General features: G+C 59.9%; 15 protein-coding genes. 7 read left to right on the forward strand and 8 right to left on the reverse strand.

The window, feature by feature from the left end:
* Positions 1-8 precede the first annotated feature (8 nt).
* The 7 genes from QMX88_RS08610 to QMX88_RS08640 all read right to left on the reverse strand — a co-directional run bounded on the left by QMX88_RS08610 (position 9) and on the right by QMX88_RS08640 (position 5,067).
* Complete coding sequence (locus QMX88_RS08610; RefSeq protein WP_282368236.1) at positions 9-1,166, reverse strand: glutathionylspermidine synthase family protein; 1,158 nt, start codon at positions 1,164-1,166, stop codon at positions 9-11.
* 14 nt (positions 1,167-1,180) lie between these two features.
* A complete protein-coding gene (locus tag QMX88_RS08615; protein ID WP_282368238.1) occupies positions 1,181-1,906 on the reverse strand; it encodes a DUF1190 domain-containing protein in 726 nt (241 codons plus the stop codon).
* Positions 1,907-1,934: 28 nt separating this feature from the next.
* Positions 1,935-2,360, reverse strand: a complete 426-nt coding sequence (locus QMX88_RS08620; RefSeq protein WP_074886933.1) for a DUF350 domain-containing protein — start codon at positions 2,358-2,360, stop codon at positions 1,935-1,937.
* A gap of 13 nt (positions 2,361-2,373) precedes the next feature.
* Positions 2,374-3,033: a DUF2491 family protein gene (locus QMX88_RS08625; protein WP_282368241.1), complete on the reverse strand. Its 660-nt coding sequence runs from the start codon at positions 3,031-3,033 to the stop codon at positions 2,374-2,376.
* Positions 3,034-3,082: 49 nt separating this feature from the next.
* Entirely contained in the window at positions 3,083-3,646 is a 564-nt protein-coding gene (locus QMX88_RS08630) for a rhomboid family intramembrane serine protease (RefSeq protein WP_282368243.1), read from the reverse strand.
* Positions 3,647-3,723: 77 nt separating this feature from the next.
* Positions 3,724-4,431 carry a PspA/IM30 family protein gene (locus QMX88_RS08635; RefSeq protein WP_074886925.1) on the reverse strand — a complete coding sequence of 236 codons (708 nt, stop codon included), beginning with the start codon at positions 4,429-4,431 and terminating at the stop codon, positions 3,724-3,726.
* Between the two features lie 15 nt (positions 4,432-4,446).
* Complete coding sequence (locus QMX88_RS08640) at positions 4,447-5,067, reverse strand: YjfI family protein (protein WP_192173120.1); 621 nt, start codon at positions 5,065-5,067, stop codon at positions 4,447-4,449.
* A gap of 168 nt (positions 5,068-5,235) precedes the next feature.
* On the opposite strand from QMX88_RS08640, the gene QMX88_RS08645 reads away from it, so the two are divergent.
* Complete coding sequence (locus tag QMX88_RS08645) at positions 5,236-6,282, forward strand: FUSC family protein (RefSeq protein ID WP_282368249.1); 1,047 nt, start codon at positions 5,236-5,238, stop codon at positions 6,280-6,282.
* Between the two features lie 36 nt (positions 6,283-6,318).
* Here the strand turns inward: QMX88_RS08645 and ppk2 are convergent, their stop codons facing one another.
* Positions 6,319-7,230, reverse strand: coding sequence for a polyphosphate kinase 2 (gene ppk2, locus QMX88_RS08650; RefSeq protein ID WP_192173122.1), 912 nt, complete (start codon positions 7,228-7,230; stop codon positions 6,319-6,321).
* Positions 7,231-7,478: 248 nt separating this feature from the next.
* Between ppk2 and QMX88_RS08655 the strand changes: the two genes are divergently transcribed.
* The 6 genes from QMX88_RS08655 (at position 7,479) to pqqB (ending at position 14,311) form a co-directional block, all read left to right on the forward strand.
* The gene (locus tag QMX88_RS08655) at positions 7,479-7,940 is read left to right on the forward strand and encodes an Lrp/AsnC family transcriptional regulator (protein ID WP_192173123.1); all 462 of its coding nucleotides are present in this window, start codon (positions 7,479-7,481) and stop codon (positions 7,938-7,940) included.
* Positions 7,941-8,082: 142 nt separating this feature from the next.
* Positions 8,083-9,777 carry a flavin monoamine oxidase family protein gene (locus tag QMX88_RS08660; RefSeq protein ID WP_192173124.1) on the forward strand — a complete coding sequence of 565 codons (1,695 nt, stop codon included), beginning with the start codon at positions 8,083-8,085 and terminating at the stop codon, positions 9,775-9,777.
* A gap of 10 nt (positions 9,778-9,787) precedes the next feature.
* Positions 9,788-10,588, forward strand: coding sequence for a carbon-nitrogen hydrolase family protein (locus QMX88_RS08665; RefSeq protein ID WP_282368250.1), 801 nt, complete (start codon positions 9,788-9,790; stop codon positions 10,586-10,588).
* A gap of 94 nt (positions 10,589-10,682) precedes the next feature.
* On the forward strand, positions 10,683-13,046 hold the full coding sequence (gene pqqF, locus QMX88_RS08670) for a pyrroloquinoline quinone biosynthesis protein PqqF (protein WP_282368251.1): 2,364 nt from the start codon (positions 10,683-10,685) through the stop codon (positions 13,044-13,046).
* A gap of 188 nt (positions 13,047-13,234) precedes the next feature.
* A complete protein-coding gene (gene pqqA / locus QMX88_RS08675) occupies positions 13,235-13,306 on the forward strand; it encodes a pyrroloquinoline quinone precursor peptide PqqA (RefSeq protein WP_008365141.1) in 72 nt (23 codons plus the stop codon).
* Positions 13,307-13,399: 93 nt separating this feature from the next.
* Positions 13,400-14,311 (forward strand): pyrroloquinoline quinone biosynthesis protein PqqB, encoded by a 912-nt coding sequence (gene pqqB, locus QMX88_RS08680; RefSeq protein WP_282368252.1) that lies wholly within the window; start codon positions 13,400-13,402, stop codon positions 14,309-14,311.
* The last annotated feature ends 138 nt before the right edge of the window (positions 14,312-14,449 follow it).

Consider the following 14,449-nt stretch of genomic DNA (forward strand, 5'->3'; position numbering starts at 1 on the left):
TCACAACCTCAATCAATCACCACATGCGGCAAAAACCGGCTGCTGTCCTTGGTGATCAAACTGTCATCTTCACGAATCCCGATCCCCGAAGCCGTATCACCCACCACCCACGATCCGATCAGCGTGTAGCTGTCTCCAAAACGAGGCAGTGGCGCGAACTCTTGAAGGATGTAGGGCGCATCGTTGTAAGGGCCATCTTCGAAAATGACCTGGTCAGTCGGGGTGCGGATTTCGATGTTGGCGCCTTCGCGGGAAAAGTACGGCTTGCGCACCCAGCCTTTTGGCACCGCAGATTGCGGGTGCTTATCAACGAAGGACGGCAACAGATTGGGATGCCCTTCGTTGAATTCCCAAAGCAACGGCAGGATGCCTTTGTTCGAAATGATCGCCTTCCAGGCAGGCTCGATGAACTGTGTGTCGCATTGCGGTATGGCCTGGCCGTGGGGCTCATGAAAGACATGCTCCCAAGCGTGCAGTTTGAAGATGCGTTCGATCCAGCGGCCTTCGAGGTCGACAAATCGGCCGTTGGCGTTCAGGCCAATGTCTTCGATGTCGATGTGGCGGGTTTCGATGCCGACATGTTCAGCCATTTTGCGCAGGAATTCCGTCGTACCCCGGTCTTCGATGGAGCCTGACATACACGAAAAGTAGAACGGTCCGCCCTCCTTGATCGCCGCAAAAGCCCGGACCAGATCCTCCGCTATCGAGTTGAATTGCGAAGCGTGGGCCGGCAATACGCCGCGCTGGATCTGCTCTTCAAGCCAGATGAGCTGAAACGCGCCCGCTTCATACGCTGACGTAGGCGTGTCCATGTTGGCTTCCAGCAGCTTGGCCGGGTTTATGCCGTCATAGCTGAAGTCAAAGCGGCCATACAGATGCGGGTGGCCTTCCTTCCACGAGGTGCGAACCAGATCAAAGAACGCCTGCGGAATGGCCAGCCGGGTCAGCAGCTTTTCGCTCTCGACGACCCTTTCCACAATGTCCAGGCACATGGCATGAAGCTCCTGGGTCGGCGCTTCAATGTCGCGTGTGATCTGCGCTTCGGTGAACTGGTAGTAGGCCCGCTCATCCCAGTAGCGCTCGCCGTCGATGGTATGAAAGTTGAAGCCTTCACGCTCGGCCGTCTGGCGCCAATCAGGACGTTCCTGGATGCTGATCCTTTTCATGGGTAACGTCCCTGTTATCCGCCGAAGCTTGAACCGCTGCTTTTGCCACCCCAACCGCTGCGAGCGGTGGCCTGGCTGCCAAAACCGCCACGGGAGACGGAGGACGAGACCGATGAATTCCGGCCCAGGGTGCTTTTGCTGTAAGTGCCGGTCGAGCTGGTTCGCGCCTGGGTGGAGTTGCCGAAGGTTTTGCCCTGCTCGATCTGGCGCGACAGCGTGGAATACCCATACCCACCCCTCGAGTCCCGCTCCTGGTAGATGGGCTGAGCGTAGTAACGACCGCCACCGCCGGTGAATCCGTTGACCATGTTACTGACGAGCATGCCCATCAGGAATCCGTTTACCCCGGAACCGAAGCCACCACCACCGCCACCCGACTGGTTAGCCTGGGCCTTCGCTGCGTCAACCTGGGACTTGGGAAGCTCACCGGAAACTTCCAGCTGAAAACCGCCGAGCTTGGGCGTGAACTTGCCATCGGCATTCTGCTGGCAGTAATCGGGGACGAAATCTGCTTCGCAAGCCGTCTTGTCATCGTAGGTCGGGGCAATGCGGCGGTGCTCCGCCAGGGCGCTCATGTAAGCGTCCGAGCAGATGTCGACCGGTACTTTCTGGTCAACGCAGGACTGAACCGACGGATAGGTCTGCTGCGCGGAAACCTCGACGGTATCGGACTTGCTGCATGCGCTGATCGCTAACGGCAGGGTGCTGGCCAGGACCAGCTTGAGGGAACTACGTCTCATCGATAACTCCTTTTTCGATAACGGGCGATCAGGTCGACGGCGTCATGCAGGCCGAATTAAGAAAACCGACACTGATCGAGACGCTGGCGGCGTAGATGGCCGCCGCAAGCTCGCCTCGGGTAATGCGTGCGGACAGATCCTTGAGCACCATGCTGGTGGCGGTGAAGGCCAGCAGCTGTACGACTGCTGCGATTACTGCCCAGATCACCACATCCAGCACGCTGATGCTGTAGGTGATCACGTTGCTGGCAGGAAGAGCGAAACCGATCAGCGCACCGCCGAGGGCGACGGCGGCGGCAACATTGCCCTCACGAATCTGGGCAAATTCCTTGTGCGGCGTCAGACGCGTGTAGGCCATCTGAAACAACGAGAACAATCCGCCGGCCACAATGATGTAGACCACAAAACTCAGCAACGACTGGAAGCTGACAGACATACGAAGCGCTTCAAGCATTTTTTACTTCCTTTTAAATGACGGTGAAATCAGTGGACTGCAGGGTCACGCCGACCGACGTGGTGAAGGAGACAACGCCCTCCTCGTCCTCTTCAACGGACAGCAACAGAAACTCGCGACGATCCACCAGTCCGGTGTCCCGCGCGTACAACATGCTCAGGTGCTTGACGCGGTAGGCACCGTCAGGACTGACGACGTGCTCGTCCATGGGCGTGAGCTCGGTCTGGCCTTGTTCCGTGCCCCACTGACGACCGTACTCCCAGCCGTCATGCTCGAATACCGGCAGACCGACTTTGGACGCAGGCCCCACCAGACGCTTGAGCTCCGCCTCGCTGTTGATCGTGACGGCGCTGCTGTAACCGAACAGGATGATGTCCTGAACATCTTCAGCGGCAGGCCCGTTCATCATGACCTGCAGCCAGTAATCTTCGTCCTCGAAGTAGAAGCGCACCAGACGGACCGATTGCCCGAGGTCAACCTGACCCACCGCCCAGACCACTTCTTCGTCAGGTACCACCAGCTCCGAATGGCCGTCGAGCATCAGCTTTAGCGAGTCGTCGAGGTCGAGCATACGACCGGTCGCCAGCCCGAACGGGTTAGCCAGGCTTGGATTGCCGAGACCGCCCGGTGGAGTGGGGGACTCCAGGCCTAATGCGCGTTTGATCCAGCTCATGTTTCATCTCCTTTGAATTCGCGCCGAGGCGATGTAAAAATTTTTAAATTCACTGCGCCGGATCTCGCTCGAGAAGCCGCCGCGAGTGCATCAGCCAGGCCGTCACAATACCGGCAAGCGCGCCACACAGGTGTGACTCAATCGATACGCCCGGCACCGGAATGAACCCAAAGATCAAACCGCTGTAGCCCAGCAGGGTCACCAGTGCAATCGCGAAACTCGCCAGGCTGCGCTGGTACCACGCCCGGGCCAGCAGATACGCCCACAAGCCAAAGATCAGACCGCTGGCGCCCACATGGATGACCGGCCGGCCGACCACCCAGACCATCAGCCCGCCGAGGACAACGATGAGCAGCACCACGCGGACGTAACGTTGAAGCCCCTCGGTCGCAACCAGCCAGCTCAGCACCACAAAAGGCAGCAGATTGCTCAGCAGGTGACGGACAGAGCCATGGAGAAACGGGGAGAAAACGACGCCTTGGAGTCCTGATACCGTCCTGGGCACCAGGCCGTGGAACAGCAGGCTGTTGGCGGTCAGGGAGTTAACCATCTGCACAACGATCATCACAGCGGCAAGGCAGAGTATCGTTCGTAGTCCATTTCCGATATTCATCTGTACACCGCTGGAGCCCAAAAAACTGAAACCGAAAAAAGGCAGACGGAAATCCGGCTGCCTATTTTTAACGGTGCTTATTGCCCAGCGTTACCGCTCTGGTTTTGCGCTTTCAAGCGGGCCAGCACGTCAGCCGCGCCGCCTGTTTTTGCGCCGATCCCGGCATCCTGAAGACGACGCTCCAGATCACCGCCATTGGCAGCCTCGGTCAGCTCGTCGGCCGCTTCAAGCCTCGCGTCCTGCTCATCCTGACGCTGCTTGATACGGGCCAGCGAACCCACTGCGGTTTCGAGTCGGCCGTTGGCACCACCGGTTGCGGCAGCGGCGTTGATCTGCGCCTTTTGCACGCTGTCGCGGGCCTTGGCCATATCGGTCTGCTGACGCAAGCCTTTGATCTGGCTTTCAGCCTTGATGACCTGTGCGGTCAACTTGGCCACATGGACGCCAAACTGATCGGCGGCAAGCTTCTCTTGATCGCGCAGGGCCGTCAGCTCGGCCACTTTCTCGGCACACTCGAGGGCGAGGGCTTCTTCGCCTTTATTCATCGCCGCGAGGGCTTTCTGCTCCCAGTTGGCGATGTTCTTGTCGTGCTCTTCGACGCGTTGCAGCGAGAGCTTGTGCTTGGCTTTGATCTGAATCAGCTGGTTGCGCGCCGCAAGCATAGAGGCGTCGGCGTCACGGATTTCCTGGTCGAGGATTCGCAGTGCCTGAGCATCGACGATGGCTTCACCCACCTCGGAAGCCCCACCACGCAGCGCTGTGACCATTTTTTTCCAAAGGCTCATTGATGTGTCTCCCGATTACTGTGAATCAACTGTTAGAAGGTCTTCGTAGGCATCAGCCGCACGAATCACGTTGTCTGCCAGCGTGAGGACTTCGTGGACGATGACCGTCAGCGAAGAGGCGGCACTCAGGGCGCCGAACATGCTGTAGACGGTTTCGCCGTTTGGCATGGTCTCGATGCCGATCGAAGACAGCGGGAAGAGGTCCCGACTGCGCAACACTGTCTCGTTGAAAGACGTTGGGTCTTTGACCTGAGAGGCGTAGACCAGGACGGAATCAACCAGGATCTGGTCGCCCGCAATGGCAATGATGATGGGCAAGCCGCCGAACTGGTTCATCACCAGGCTCAGACTCGGCTCGGCACCGTGAATAAGGGTTAGTTTGATGTCTTCGTTCTTCACCACGTCCAGTTCGGCGAAGGCCGAGTGAAGCGTGTCGATGGTCCAATTGGTGTTCTCAGTCATGAATCCCTCCAGTTTGATCCGGTTACCCAAGTAGGGCTGGCGCAGCACTTTTTCGATGTCTCTCAGCACTTCCGCGTTTTCTGGAAGTACGTACAGCTCTCGTTTCACGTACCCGGCAGCCGTCAGCCGAGCGCGCATTTCGCGCATGTAGTCGGTTGAAGTTTTCCGAGCCATTGAGGTTTTTCCTGAACATCACATGTGATAGCAACGCACCCTACGCGCAAGCATCCCGATACGCAACATCTCACATGTGATGATTTGGTGAATGAGGCAATGCCGGTGGTGACGCGCCGCGTTTGCCGGGCTTCGGATATATTCATCATCCCCATGGTCTGTAACCCCATGAACTCAGCCTCTCTCCCCTCCTGGCTTCGCCGCGCCCTGCGTCCACTGCTGGACCCATACCGCCGCTATCGCCATGCCCGCTACATTCACGCCGGTCGCATCGTGGTCGGACTAATGGTGTCGATTCTTCTGACGACCGGCATTAATTTGCCCCACGGTGAGTGGGCGTCGGTGACGATGCTGATCGTGATTGGCGGGTTGCAGCACCACGGCAACATCGGCAAGAAGTCGGTAGAGCGGGCCTACGGGACGCTGATAGGGGCGGCCCTGGGCCTGGCGATCGTGGCGCAGGAAAGCTATCTGGGCATGCCGTTGTTGACGTACGTGATCATGTCGCTGATCTGCGGCTTCTTCGCGTATCACGCCATCGGCAAGGGCGGCTACACGGCGCTGCTGTCGGCGATCACCCTGTTTATCGTGGCGGGCCACGGTGATAACCCGATCACGGACGGGTTGTGGCGGACGGTGGATATCCTGATCGGCATCGCCCTCGCCCTGGCGTTCTCATTCGCGCTGCCGCTGTACGCCGTGTATTCGTGGCGCTACAACCTGGCAAGTGGCCTGCGGGACTGTGCCCTGGCTTACGATCGCATCGCCAGCGGGCAGTCGATCACCGCAGATGAGCACGTGAAGCTGACGGCACGGATGGGCGCGACGTTGTTGCAGCTGCGTTCGCTGATGCCGTCGGTGTCCAAGGAAGTGAAGATTTCGATCGTTGAGCTGGACGCTATTCAGAGCCACTACCGAATGTGCCTGAGCATTCTCGAGATTCTGTCGAACCTGCGTCCAGCGGACACTGGCAGTACAGGGGTGACGGCGGAGCAACGGCGCATTCGTCGCATGTTGATCGGCATGGCCCGCGCGCTGCAGACCGGTGCGACCGAGCGTTTGCAGCGGCCAACCGAGAGTTTGACCGTCGGGCCCGACGTTCCAACCGCCTCGACCGAGGTGCTCGGTTATCAGCTGATGACCCGCCAGTTCACGCAGAATCTCGAAAGCCTGCAACAGCGACTGGCGAAAACAGCGCCGGCGTGGAAGATCTGAACCCTGCCAGCGCTGTGATCACATATCGGCGGAGGATCAATAAACCGGCGGAACAACCATCTCACGCGGTACCGGTGCCCGTAGGTAATTGGCGTTGTACTCGCGCTCCGGCAGCACCACTTGCGGTGTCTCGGTATCGCCGCGCGGGATCTGCTCCAGCAGGTGGTGAATGCAATTCAAGCGCGCGCGTTTCTTGTCGTCGGCCTCGACAATCCACCACGGCGCGACGTCAGTGTGGGAACGCGTGAGCATTTCTTCCTTCGCGTTGGTGTAGGCCTCCCAGCGACGACGGGATTCGAGGTCCATGGGCGAAAGCTTCCACTGTTTCAGCGGGTCATGGATGCGCATCAGAAAGCGCCGGTATTGCTCGTCATCGGTGATGGAGAACCAGTACTTGATCAGGATGATGCCCGAGCGCACCAGCATTTTTTCGAACTCGGGCACGGTGCGGAAAAACTCTTCGTACTCCTCGTCATTGCAGAAGCCCATGACCCGCTCGACCCCGGCCCGGTTGTACCAACTGCGGTCGAACAGCACCATTTCGCCAGCCGCAGGAAGGTGCGCGACGTAGCGCTGGAAGTACCACTGCGTGCGCTCGCGTTCACTCGGCGCGGTCAGTGCAGCCACACGGCAGACCCGCGGGTTGAGCCGCTGAGTGATGCGCTTGATCGCACCGCCCTTGCCTGCCGCATCCCGGCCTTCGAACAGCACGACCACCTTGAGCTTCTGGCTCACCACCCAGTCCTGCAGTTTCACCAGCTCGCCCTGCAGGCGCAGCAGCTCACGGAAATACAGGCGGCGATCAATCCCTTTGGGCACCTCCTCACCCAAGTCAGCCAACAGGCCATCCAGGCGCGCGTCGTCGTACTCCATTTCCAGTTCTTCGTCGAAGCTGTCGAGGATATCGGCCTGGATGTAGCGGGCGGTTTCGGAGAAATCCAGAGTCATGACGAGGCTCCCGGCGTGGATTCAAAGGGGTGGGGAGAGAATTTAGGCACGCCGGGGGTGACAGAAGAATGACAAAAGCCTTACAGCGCGGAAAAGTCCTACATGACCGACGCAGGTTCTCTGACGCCCATCTCTGATGGACAATCAACGCAGAATCCTTGAGCTTTCGCGTCGCCTTGCCATTCGAATATCACCCAAACCCCTACGGAATCTCCTAACATGCCCCGCTTGCCGAAGGAGATCCGCCCTTGCCTGACACCCGCCCACCAGCGCTCGACGACATCGACCGCAAACTGATCGCCGCGCTGCAAATCAACGCCCGGGAACCGGTCGCCAATCTGGCTCGGCAATTGGGCATCGCGCGGACGACCGTGACCTCGCGACTGGCGCGCCTGGAAAAAGCCAAAATCATCACTGGCTACGGCGTGCGACTGGGTCAGCGGCTGGTGGATGGAGGTCTGCAGGCTTACGTCGGCATCACCGTGCAGCCTCGCTCCGGCAAAGAAGTGCTGCGGCGGCTGAGTGCACTGGCGCAGGTGCAGCAGTTGTGCGCAGTGAGCGGCGAATTTGATTACGTCGCCTGGCTGCGCACGGATTCGCCGGAGCAGCTGGATCAGATGCTTGATCTGATCGGCAGCGTCGACGGGGTGGAGAAGACCACCACGTCGATCATCCTCAGCAGCAAGATTGATCGCGGCCAGCCGTCCTGACGCGCCATTTCCGACAATATGACGAAAAGCTCCGTCACTTTGCTGAGGTTCTCGACACAACGACGGCACTCTGCGTCTTATTAACGTCCCAACTGTTATCTAGACTTGTTCACTTTCGCGCCCCAGTCGAACAAGGTCAGTCATGAAGAACAATCGCCACCCCGCCAACGGAAAGAAACCGATCACGATTTTCGGCCCGGACTTCCCGTTTGCCTTCGACGACTGGATTGAACACCCAGCTGGCCTTGGTAGCATTCCTACGGAAAACCTCGGCAAAGAGGTGGCGATTGTCGGCGCAGGCATCGCCGGGCTGGTCGCGGCTTATGAGCTGATGAAGCTGGGTCTCAAACCCGTCGTTTATGAAGCCTCCAAAATGGGCGGCCGCCTGCGTTCGCAACAATTCGAAGGCGCTGAAGGCATCATCGCCGAGCTGGGCGGCATGCGCTTCCCGGTGTCCTCCACCGCTTTTTATCACTACGTCGACAAGCTCGGCCTGGAGTCCAAGCCCTTCCCCAACCCGCTGACGGCCGCGTCGGGCAGCACAGTGATTGATCTGGAAGGCAGCACTCACTACGCACAGAAACTGTCGGACTTGCCTGCGCTGTTTCAGGAAGTGGCTGACGCCTGGGCGGACGCGCTGGAGGACGGCTCGCAGTTCGCCGACATCCAGCAAGCCATCCGCGACCGCGATGTGCCTCGGCTCAAGGAGCTATGGAACAAATTGGTGCCGTTGTGGGACGACCGCACGTTCTATGATTTCGTTGCCACGTCCAAGGCCTTCGCCAAGCTGTCGTTCTATCACCGCGAAGTGTTTGGGCAGGTCGGTTTCGGCACCGGTGGCTGGGACTCGGACTTCCCGAACTCGATGCTGGAGATCTTCCGCGTGGTCATGACCAACTGCGACGATCACCAGCACCTGATCGTCGGCGGCGTCGCGCAAGTCCCTATCGGCATCTGGCGCCACGCCCCTGAACGTTGCGCCCATTGGCCAGAAGGCACCAGCCTGTCGACGCTGCACCGAGGCGCCCCGCGCACGGGCGTCAAAGGCATCAGCCGCGCCGCCAACGGCCAGTTCGCGGTCACGGACAATCTGGGTGACGTTCGCCATTACGATGCGGTTTTGGCGACGTGCCAGACTTGGTTGCTGACCACCCAGATCGAGTGCGAAGAGTCGCTGTTTTCCCAGAAGATGTGGATGGCACTGGACCGCACGCGTTACATGCAGGCGTCGAAAACCTTCGTCATGGTGGACCGGCCGTTCTGGAAAGACAAAGACCCGGAGACCGGCCGCGACATGATGAGCATGACCCTGACTGATCGCCTGACCCGTGGCACCTATCTATTCGACAACGGCACCTATTCCAACGGCGTCGAGAAGCCGGGGGTGATTTGCCTGTCGTACTCGTGGATGAGCGACGCGCTGAAAATGCTCCCTCACCCCGTGGAAAAACGCGTCAGCCTGGCGCTCGGCGCGCTGAAAAAGATCTACCCGAAGGTCGATATCGCCGCACGCGTCATCGGAGACCCGATCACCGTGTCGTGGGAATCCGACCCACACTTCCTCGGTGCTTTCAAAGGCGCGCTGCCGGGCCACTACCGTTATAACCAGCGGATGTACGCGCACTTCATGCAGAAGGACATGCCTGACGAGCAACGCGGCATTTTCATCGCCGGTGACGATGTGTCCTGGACGCCGGCCTGGGTTGAGGGCGCTGTGCAGACGTCGCTGAACGCGGTGTGGGGCATCATGACCCACTTTGGCGGCAAGACTCACGCCGAGAACCCGGGCCCGGGTGACGTGTTCCACGAAATCGGCCCGATCGTTTTGCCGGAATAAGGAAGCCACTATGCGCGTCGCCCTCTACCAATGCCCGCCGCTGCCGCTGGATGTCAGCGCCAACCTCATGCGCCTGGAAGCTCAGGCGATCAAAGCATCGGCCCAGGGGGCGAAGCTGCTGGTCTTACCGGAGATGTTTCTCAGCGGGTACAACATTGGCGCCCAGGCCGCGCGGGAGTTGGCACAAGCAAGCAACGGCGCGGCTGCGCTGAAGATTGCCGAGATCGCTCAGGCCACGGGCGTCGCGATTCTGTACGGCTACCCGGAGTTGAGCACCGACGGCCAGGTTTACAACGCCGTGCAGTTGATCGACGCGCAAGGTGTTCGGCTCTGCAATTACCGTAAGACCCATCTGTATGGCGAGCTGGACAACGCGATGTTCAGTGCGGGCGATGAGCACTTTCCGGTGGTGGCATTCGGAGGCTGGAAACTCGGCCTTTTGATCTGCTACGACGTCGAGTTTCCCGAGAACACACGGCATCTGGCCCTGGCCGGCGCCGACCTGATTCTGGTACCGACCGCGAACATGGCGCCCTACGATTTCGTCGCGGAAGTCACCGTGCGGGCCCGCGCCTTCGAGAACCAGTGCTACCTGATCTACGCCAATTACTGCGGCAGTGAGGGCGAGATTCATTACTGCGGTTTGAGCAGCATCTGCGCGCCTGACGGCCGGCAAATCGGTCTTGCTGGACAGGATGAGGCGCTGGTGATTGCGGATCTGGACCGTGAATCGATGAGCGAATCTCAGGCGATCAATACGTATTTCAAGGATCGCCGACCGGGTTTCTATTCCGGTCTGGGTAAACCGTAAGGTAATTCTCCTGCGCCGCCCCTGCGCACGTCCCACACCTGCACGCCCGTAATCCGCTAGCATGGCCGCTCAGTCATCTAACCTCACAAGCGCCATGCCCAACCCCATCAGCCAGCGATCCCTGACCCTGCCCAACGGCCTGAACGTGGTGCTTGTTTCGGCCCCACGTTTGAAGCGTTGCGCGGCGGCATTGCGGGTGGCGGCAGGCAGTCATGATGTCTCGGCCCGCTGGCCGGGGCTGGCGCATTTTCTTGAGCACTTGTTTTTTCTCGGCACCGAGCGCTTCACGGATGACGAAAAGCTGATGGCGTTCGTGCAGCGTCATGGCGGGCAAGTGAACGCCAGCACACGCGAGCGCACCACCGACTTTTTCTTCGAGCTGCCGTGCGCCGTGTTCCCCGACGGTCTCGAGCGGCTGTGCGAAATGCTCGCACATCCGCGTATGACGATTGCCGATCAGCTGCGAGAACGGGAGGTGCTGCACGCGGAATTCATTGCCTGGTCGCGGGACGATGCCTCTCGTGACCTGCTGAAGCGCCTGCAGCCCTTGTCGGCCTTGCATCCGATTCGATGGTTTCATGCCGGCAATCGCTTCAGCCTTCCAGTGCCGCGTCAGGCGTTTCAGCATGCGCTGCAGGATTTCTACCGAAGGTTCTATCAGGCCGGGCAGATGACGTTGAGCCTCGCGGGGCCTCAGTCGCTGGATGAACTGGAACAATTGGCCACGCAGTCTGGCGGGTGTTTCGCTCAAGGTATTCGGGTTGAGCAACAGCAGCCGCCTGCGCTGCTCACTGATGCACCGAAGCCAATCGGCGAGGCTGATCAGCGTCGGATGCATCTGACGTTCGCATGCGAAGGCTTACCGGCAGGGCAAGAACAGGCCGCGGCGTTTCTCTGCACCTGGATGAATGACGCGCAAGGGGGCGGGCTGGTGGCGGAGCTGCGTGACCGAGGCTTGATTGAGTCGCTGAAGGCCGAGGTCATGTATGAGTTTGGCGGCCAGGCAATCATCGACATTGAGGTCGCATTGGCCGCGAAGACACCCGACGCGTCATCGCACGTATCAGCAACCGTGTTCGGCTGGCTCGCCTTTTTCAAATCCCATTACCGCCCGTTGCTCGAAGAATACGCGCGACTGGAACAGCGGCGTCTGGCCGTCAGCGGCGCGCTTTCGCTGGCGCGGTATTTCAGCGCGGAAGCTAATGCGGCGGGCCTGTCGGTAGATGCGGTCGACGCACTGCTCAGCCAGCTCACACCAGACGCGCTGTTGCAGGCGCAAGCCGAGTCTCCGGCGTACGACGCCTCAACCGTCCATTGGCGGCTGCCCGACCCCAATCCATTTTTGAACCAGGCAACGCCTGCCAGGGCGCTGAGCTCGAGGCTGCCCGCGCTGACATTCAGCGACGCGCTGCCAGAAAACGGCGAAGCCGCACTGTACCTGCGATGGACGCTTGCCACGGCGCAACCAACGCTTGCTCGGGTGCTGGAGGCAAGCCTGAAACCGCTGACTGCCCAATCCAGTCAAGCGGGGGTCACGCTGGCATTCAGTGCCTACGGCAGATTCTGGCAGTTGAAAGTCTCAGGCCTGGCGCAACCGCTGCCCGCCGTGCTGGAGCAGGCTCTGCTTTTGCTCGGCAAGCCGGATGCTCAAGCCTTGGCACGCTACGGTGCGCCAGCTAATGAACCGGCCGTTATCCCGATCCGTCAGCTGTTGAAGACGCTGCCTGATCATTATTTGAACAACCCAGTCACCCCACAAACCCACGACCTGCAGCGCGTTTGGGCTGAGGCTGGTTGGACAGGGTTTGCCACGGGCTTCACCCCCTCAGCGCAACAGTTGTTGAGTCACGCCGCTCGGCTCATCCCCGGTGCCCCGGAGCATTCAGCACTCACAGCACCTCGGGCCACAGGCACACGGTGGGCAATCGAACCGTCGGAATCTTCCGAAACTGCGCTGCTGATCTTCTACCCAACGCCCTCCCACTCTCTCGACGACGAAGCCACGTGGCGACTCTTCGCACAGCTGATGCAGGCTCCGTTCTACCAGCGCCTACGGGTCGAGTTGCAGTTGGGTTACGCCGTTTTCAGTGGTTTCCGACAGATCGCTGGCCAGGGCGGTCTGCTGTTCGGCGTGCAATCGCCCAGCGCGAGCGCGGAGCAACTCGTTGCGCACATTGAGACGTTCATCAAGAGTCTGCCGACAATGATTAACGCCGCAGACTTACCCGGGCAGGTAAAAATCCTGCGGGATCAACTCGAAACGACTGACATGGAGCACTCGCAAGCGGCCGAGCTGCTCTGGCAAGCGCATCTGGCGGGACACGGAAGCGACTACAACGCCTGCCTGCAACATTCCCTTGCACATCTCCAGCAAGCCGCTCTGCTCGAAACCGCTCATCGGCTGGCCCAGCCCGACAGCCCCAGACTCTGCCTATCGAACCGCCCTAACGCCCTCTAGCCCGCCCCGACCGTAGGCCACAACCAACTGATCATTGCCCGTTGTGCAAGGATCTTTATTGGATATTTCATCATTGGCCTTTCGATAATTTTAGTAACATAGCCCCCTAAGCATTTGAACGTCTCCGCTCGCAGGAGCACTAACGAATGTACTCACCCACCGCTGCACTAACCCAGAAGGAGTCAATTATGTGGACTAAACCTGCTTACACTGATCTGCGTATCGGCTTTGAAGTCACCATGTACTTCGCAAGCCGTTGATTGTTGCGCGGTGAGAAGCCTCGGTTCGCCGGGGCTTTTTTATTAACGCGATTCTGATTCAGGGCCGGCCTGGCCCGTCGCTACGGGGTTTACATGCACATCCAGATTCTCGGTTCCGCCGCCGGCGGCGGTTTCCCTCAGTGGAACTGCAACTGCGTCAATTGCGCAGGCTTTCGCGACGGCAGCTTGCGGGCGCATGCGCGCACCCAGTCGTCCATCGCGCTGTCGGACGACGGGGTGAACTGGATCCTGTGCAACGCCTCTCCCGACATCCGCGCCCAGCTTCAGGGGTTCGCCCCGATGCAGCCCAATCGCGGCCTGCGCGATACCGGGATCAGCGCGATCCTTCTGATGGACAGCCAGATCGACCACACCACCGGTTTGCTGAGCCTGCGTGAGGGCTGCCCGCATCAAGTCTGGTGCACGGACATGGTTCATGAGGATCTGAGCACGGGTTTCCCGCTGTTCAACATGCTCAAACACTGGAACGGCGGCCTGGCCTGGAATCGCATCGAGCTGGAAGGCAGTTTTGTCATTCCGGCCTGCCCGAATCTGCGCTTTACGCCATTTCCACTGCGCAGTGCGGCACCGCCCTACTCGCCACACCGATTCGACCCACACCCGGGCGACAACATCGGCTTGATGGTCGAGGACCTGAGCACGGGCGGCAAACTGTTCTACGCGCCGGGCCTGGGCAAAGTCGATGACGCCCTCATGGAGAAGATGAGCGGCGCCGACTGCCTGTTGGTCGACGGTACGATGTGGGACGACGATGAGATGCAGCGTCGTGGCGTCGGCACCCGCACCGGGACGGAGATGGGTCATCTGGCGCAAAACGGCCCCGGCGGCATGCTCGAAGTGCTGGAAAAGCTGCCGCAACAGCGCAAGGTGCTTATCCACATCAACAACACCAACCCTATCCTCGACGAAGACTCGCCCGAGCGCGCTGAACTGGCGCGGCGGAACGTCGAAGTGGCATTCGACGGGATGAGCATCGAGCTTTAAGAACGCTGAATAACCGACCGTGGGGTGAGTTTGCTCATGAAGGTGTCAGGTCAGCCAGCCGATGAGGCACAGCTAGATCGCCTTCGTGAGCAGCTCACGCCAACGGGATCTGCGGAAATTCTTGACGAGAACTGCCGA

Origin of the sequence: Pseudomonas sp. PS02290, assembly GCF_029960075.1 — a bacterium.
Taxonomy (GTDB): Bacteria; Pseudomonadota; Gammaproteobacteria; order Pseudomonadales; family Pseudomonadaceae; genus Aquipseudomonas.

Coding starts and splice junctions, on each gene's coding strand:
- QMX88_RS08660 (WP_192173124.1), top strand. CDS start 8,083: ATGAAGAACAATCGCCACCCCGCCAACGGAAAGAAACCGATCACGATT.
- QMX88_RS08665 (WP_282368250.1), top strand. CDS start 9,788: ATGCGCGTCGCCCTCTACCAATGCCCGCCGCTGCCGCTGGATGTCAGC.
- QMX88_RS08630 (WP_282368243.1), bottom strand. CDS start 3,646: ATGAATATCGGAAATGGACTACGAACGATACTCTGCCTTGCCGCTGTG.
- QMX88_RS08645 (WP_282368249.1), top strand. CDS start 5,236: ATGAACTCAGCCTCTCTCCCCTCCTGGCTTCGCCGCGCCCTGCGTCCA.
- QMX88_RS08615 (WP_282368238.1), bottom strand. CDS start 1,906: ATGAGACGTAGTTCCCTCAAGCTGGTCCTGGCCAGCACCCTGCCGTTA.
- QMX88_RS08635 (WP_074886925.1), bottom strand. CDS start 4,431: ATGAGCCTTTGGAAAAAAATGGTCACAGCGCTGCGTGGTGGGGCTTCC.
- QMX88_RS08625 (WP_282368241.1), bottom strand. CDS start 3,033: ATGAGCTGGATCAAACGCGCATTAGGCCTGGAGTCCCCCACTCCACCG.
- QMX88_RS08640 (WP_192173120.1), bottom strand. CDS start 5,067: ATGGCTCGGAAAACTTCAACCGACTACATGCGCGAAATGCGCGCTCGG.
- QMX88_RS08610 (WP_282368236.1), bottom strand. CDS start 1,166: ATGAAAAGGATCAGCATCCAGGAACGTCCTGATTGGCGCCAGACGGCC.
- pqqF (WP_282368251.1), top strand. CDS start 10,683: ATGCCCAACCCCATCAGCCAGCGATCCCTGACCCTGCCCAACGGCCTG.
- ppk2 (WP_192173122.1), bottom strand. CDS start 7,230: ATGACTCTGGATTTCTCCGAAACCGCCCGCTACATCCAGGCCGATATC.
- QMX88_RS08620 (WP_074886933.1), bottom strand. CDS start 2,360: ATGCTTGAAGCGCTTCGTATGTCTGTCAGCTTCCAGTCGTTGCTGAGT.
- pqqB (WP_282368252.1), top strand. CDS start 13,400: ATGCACATCCAGATTCTCGGTTCCGCCGCCGGCGGCGGTTTCCCTCAG.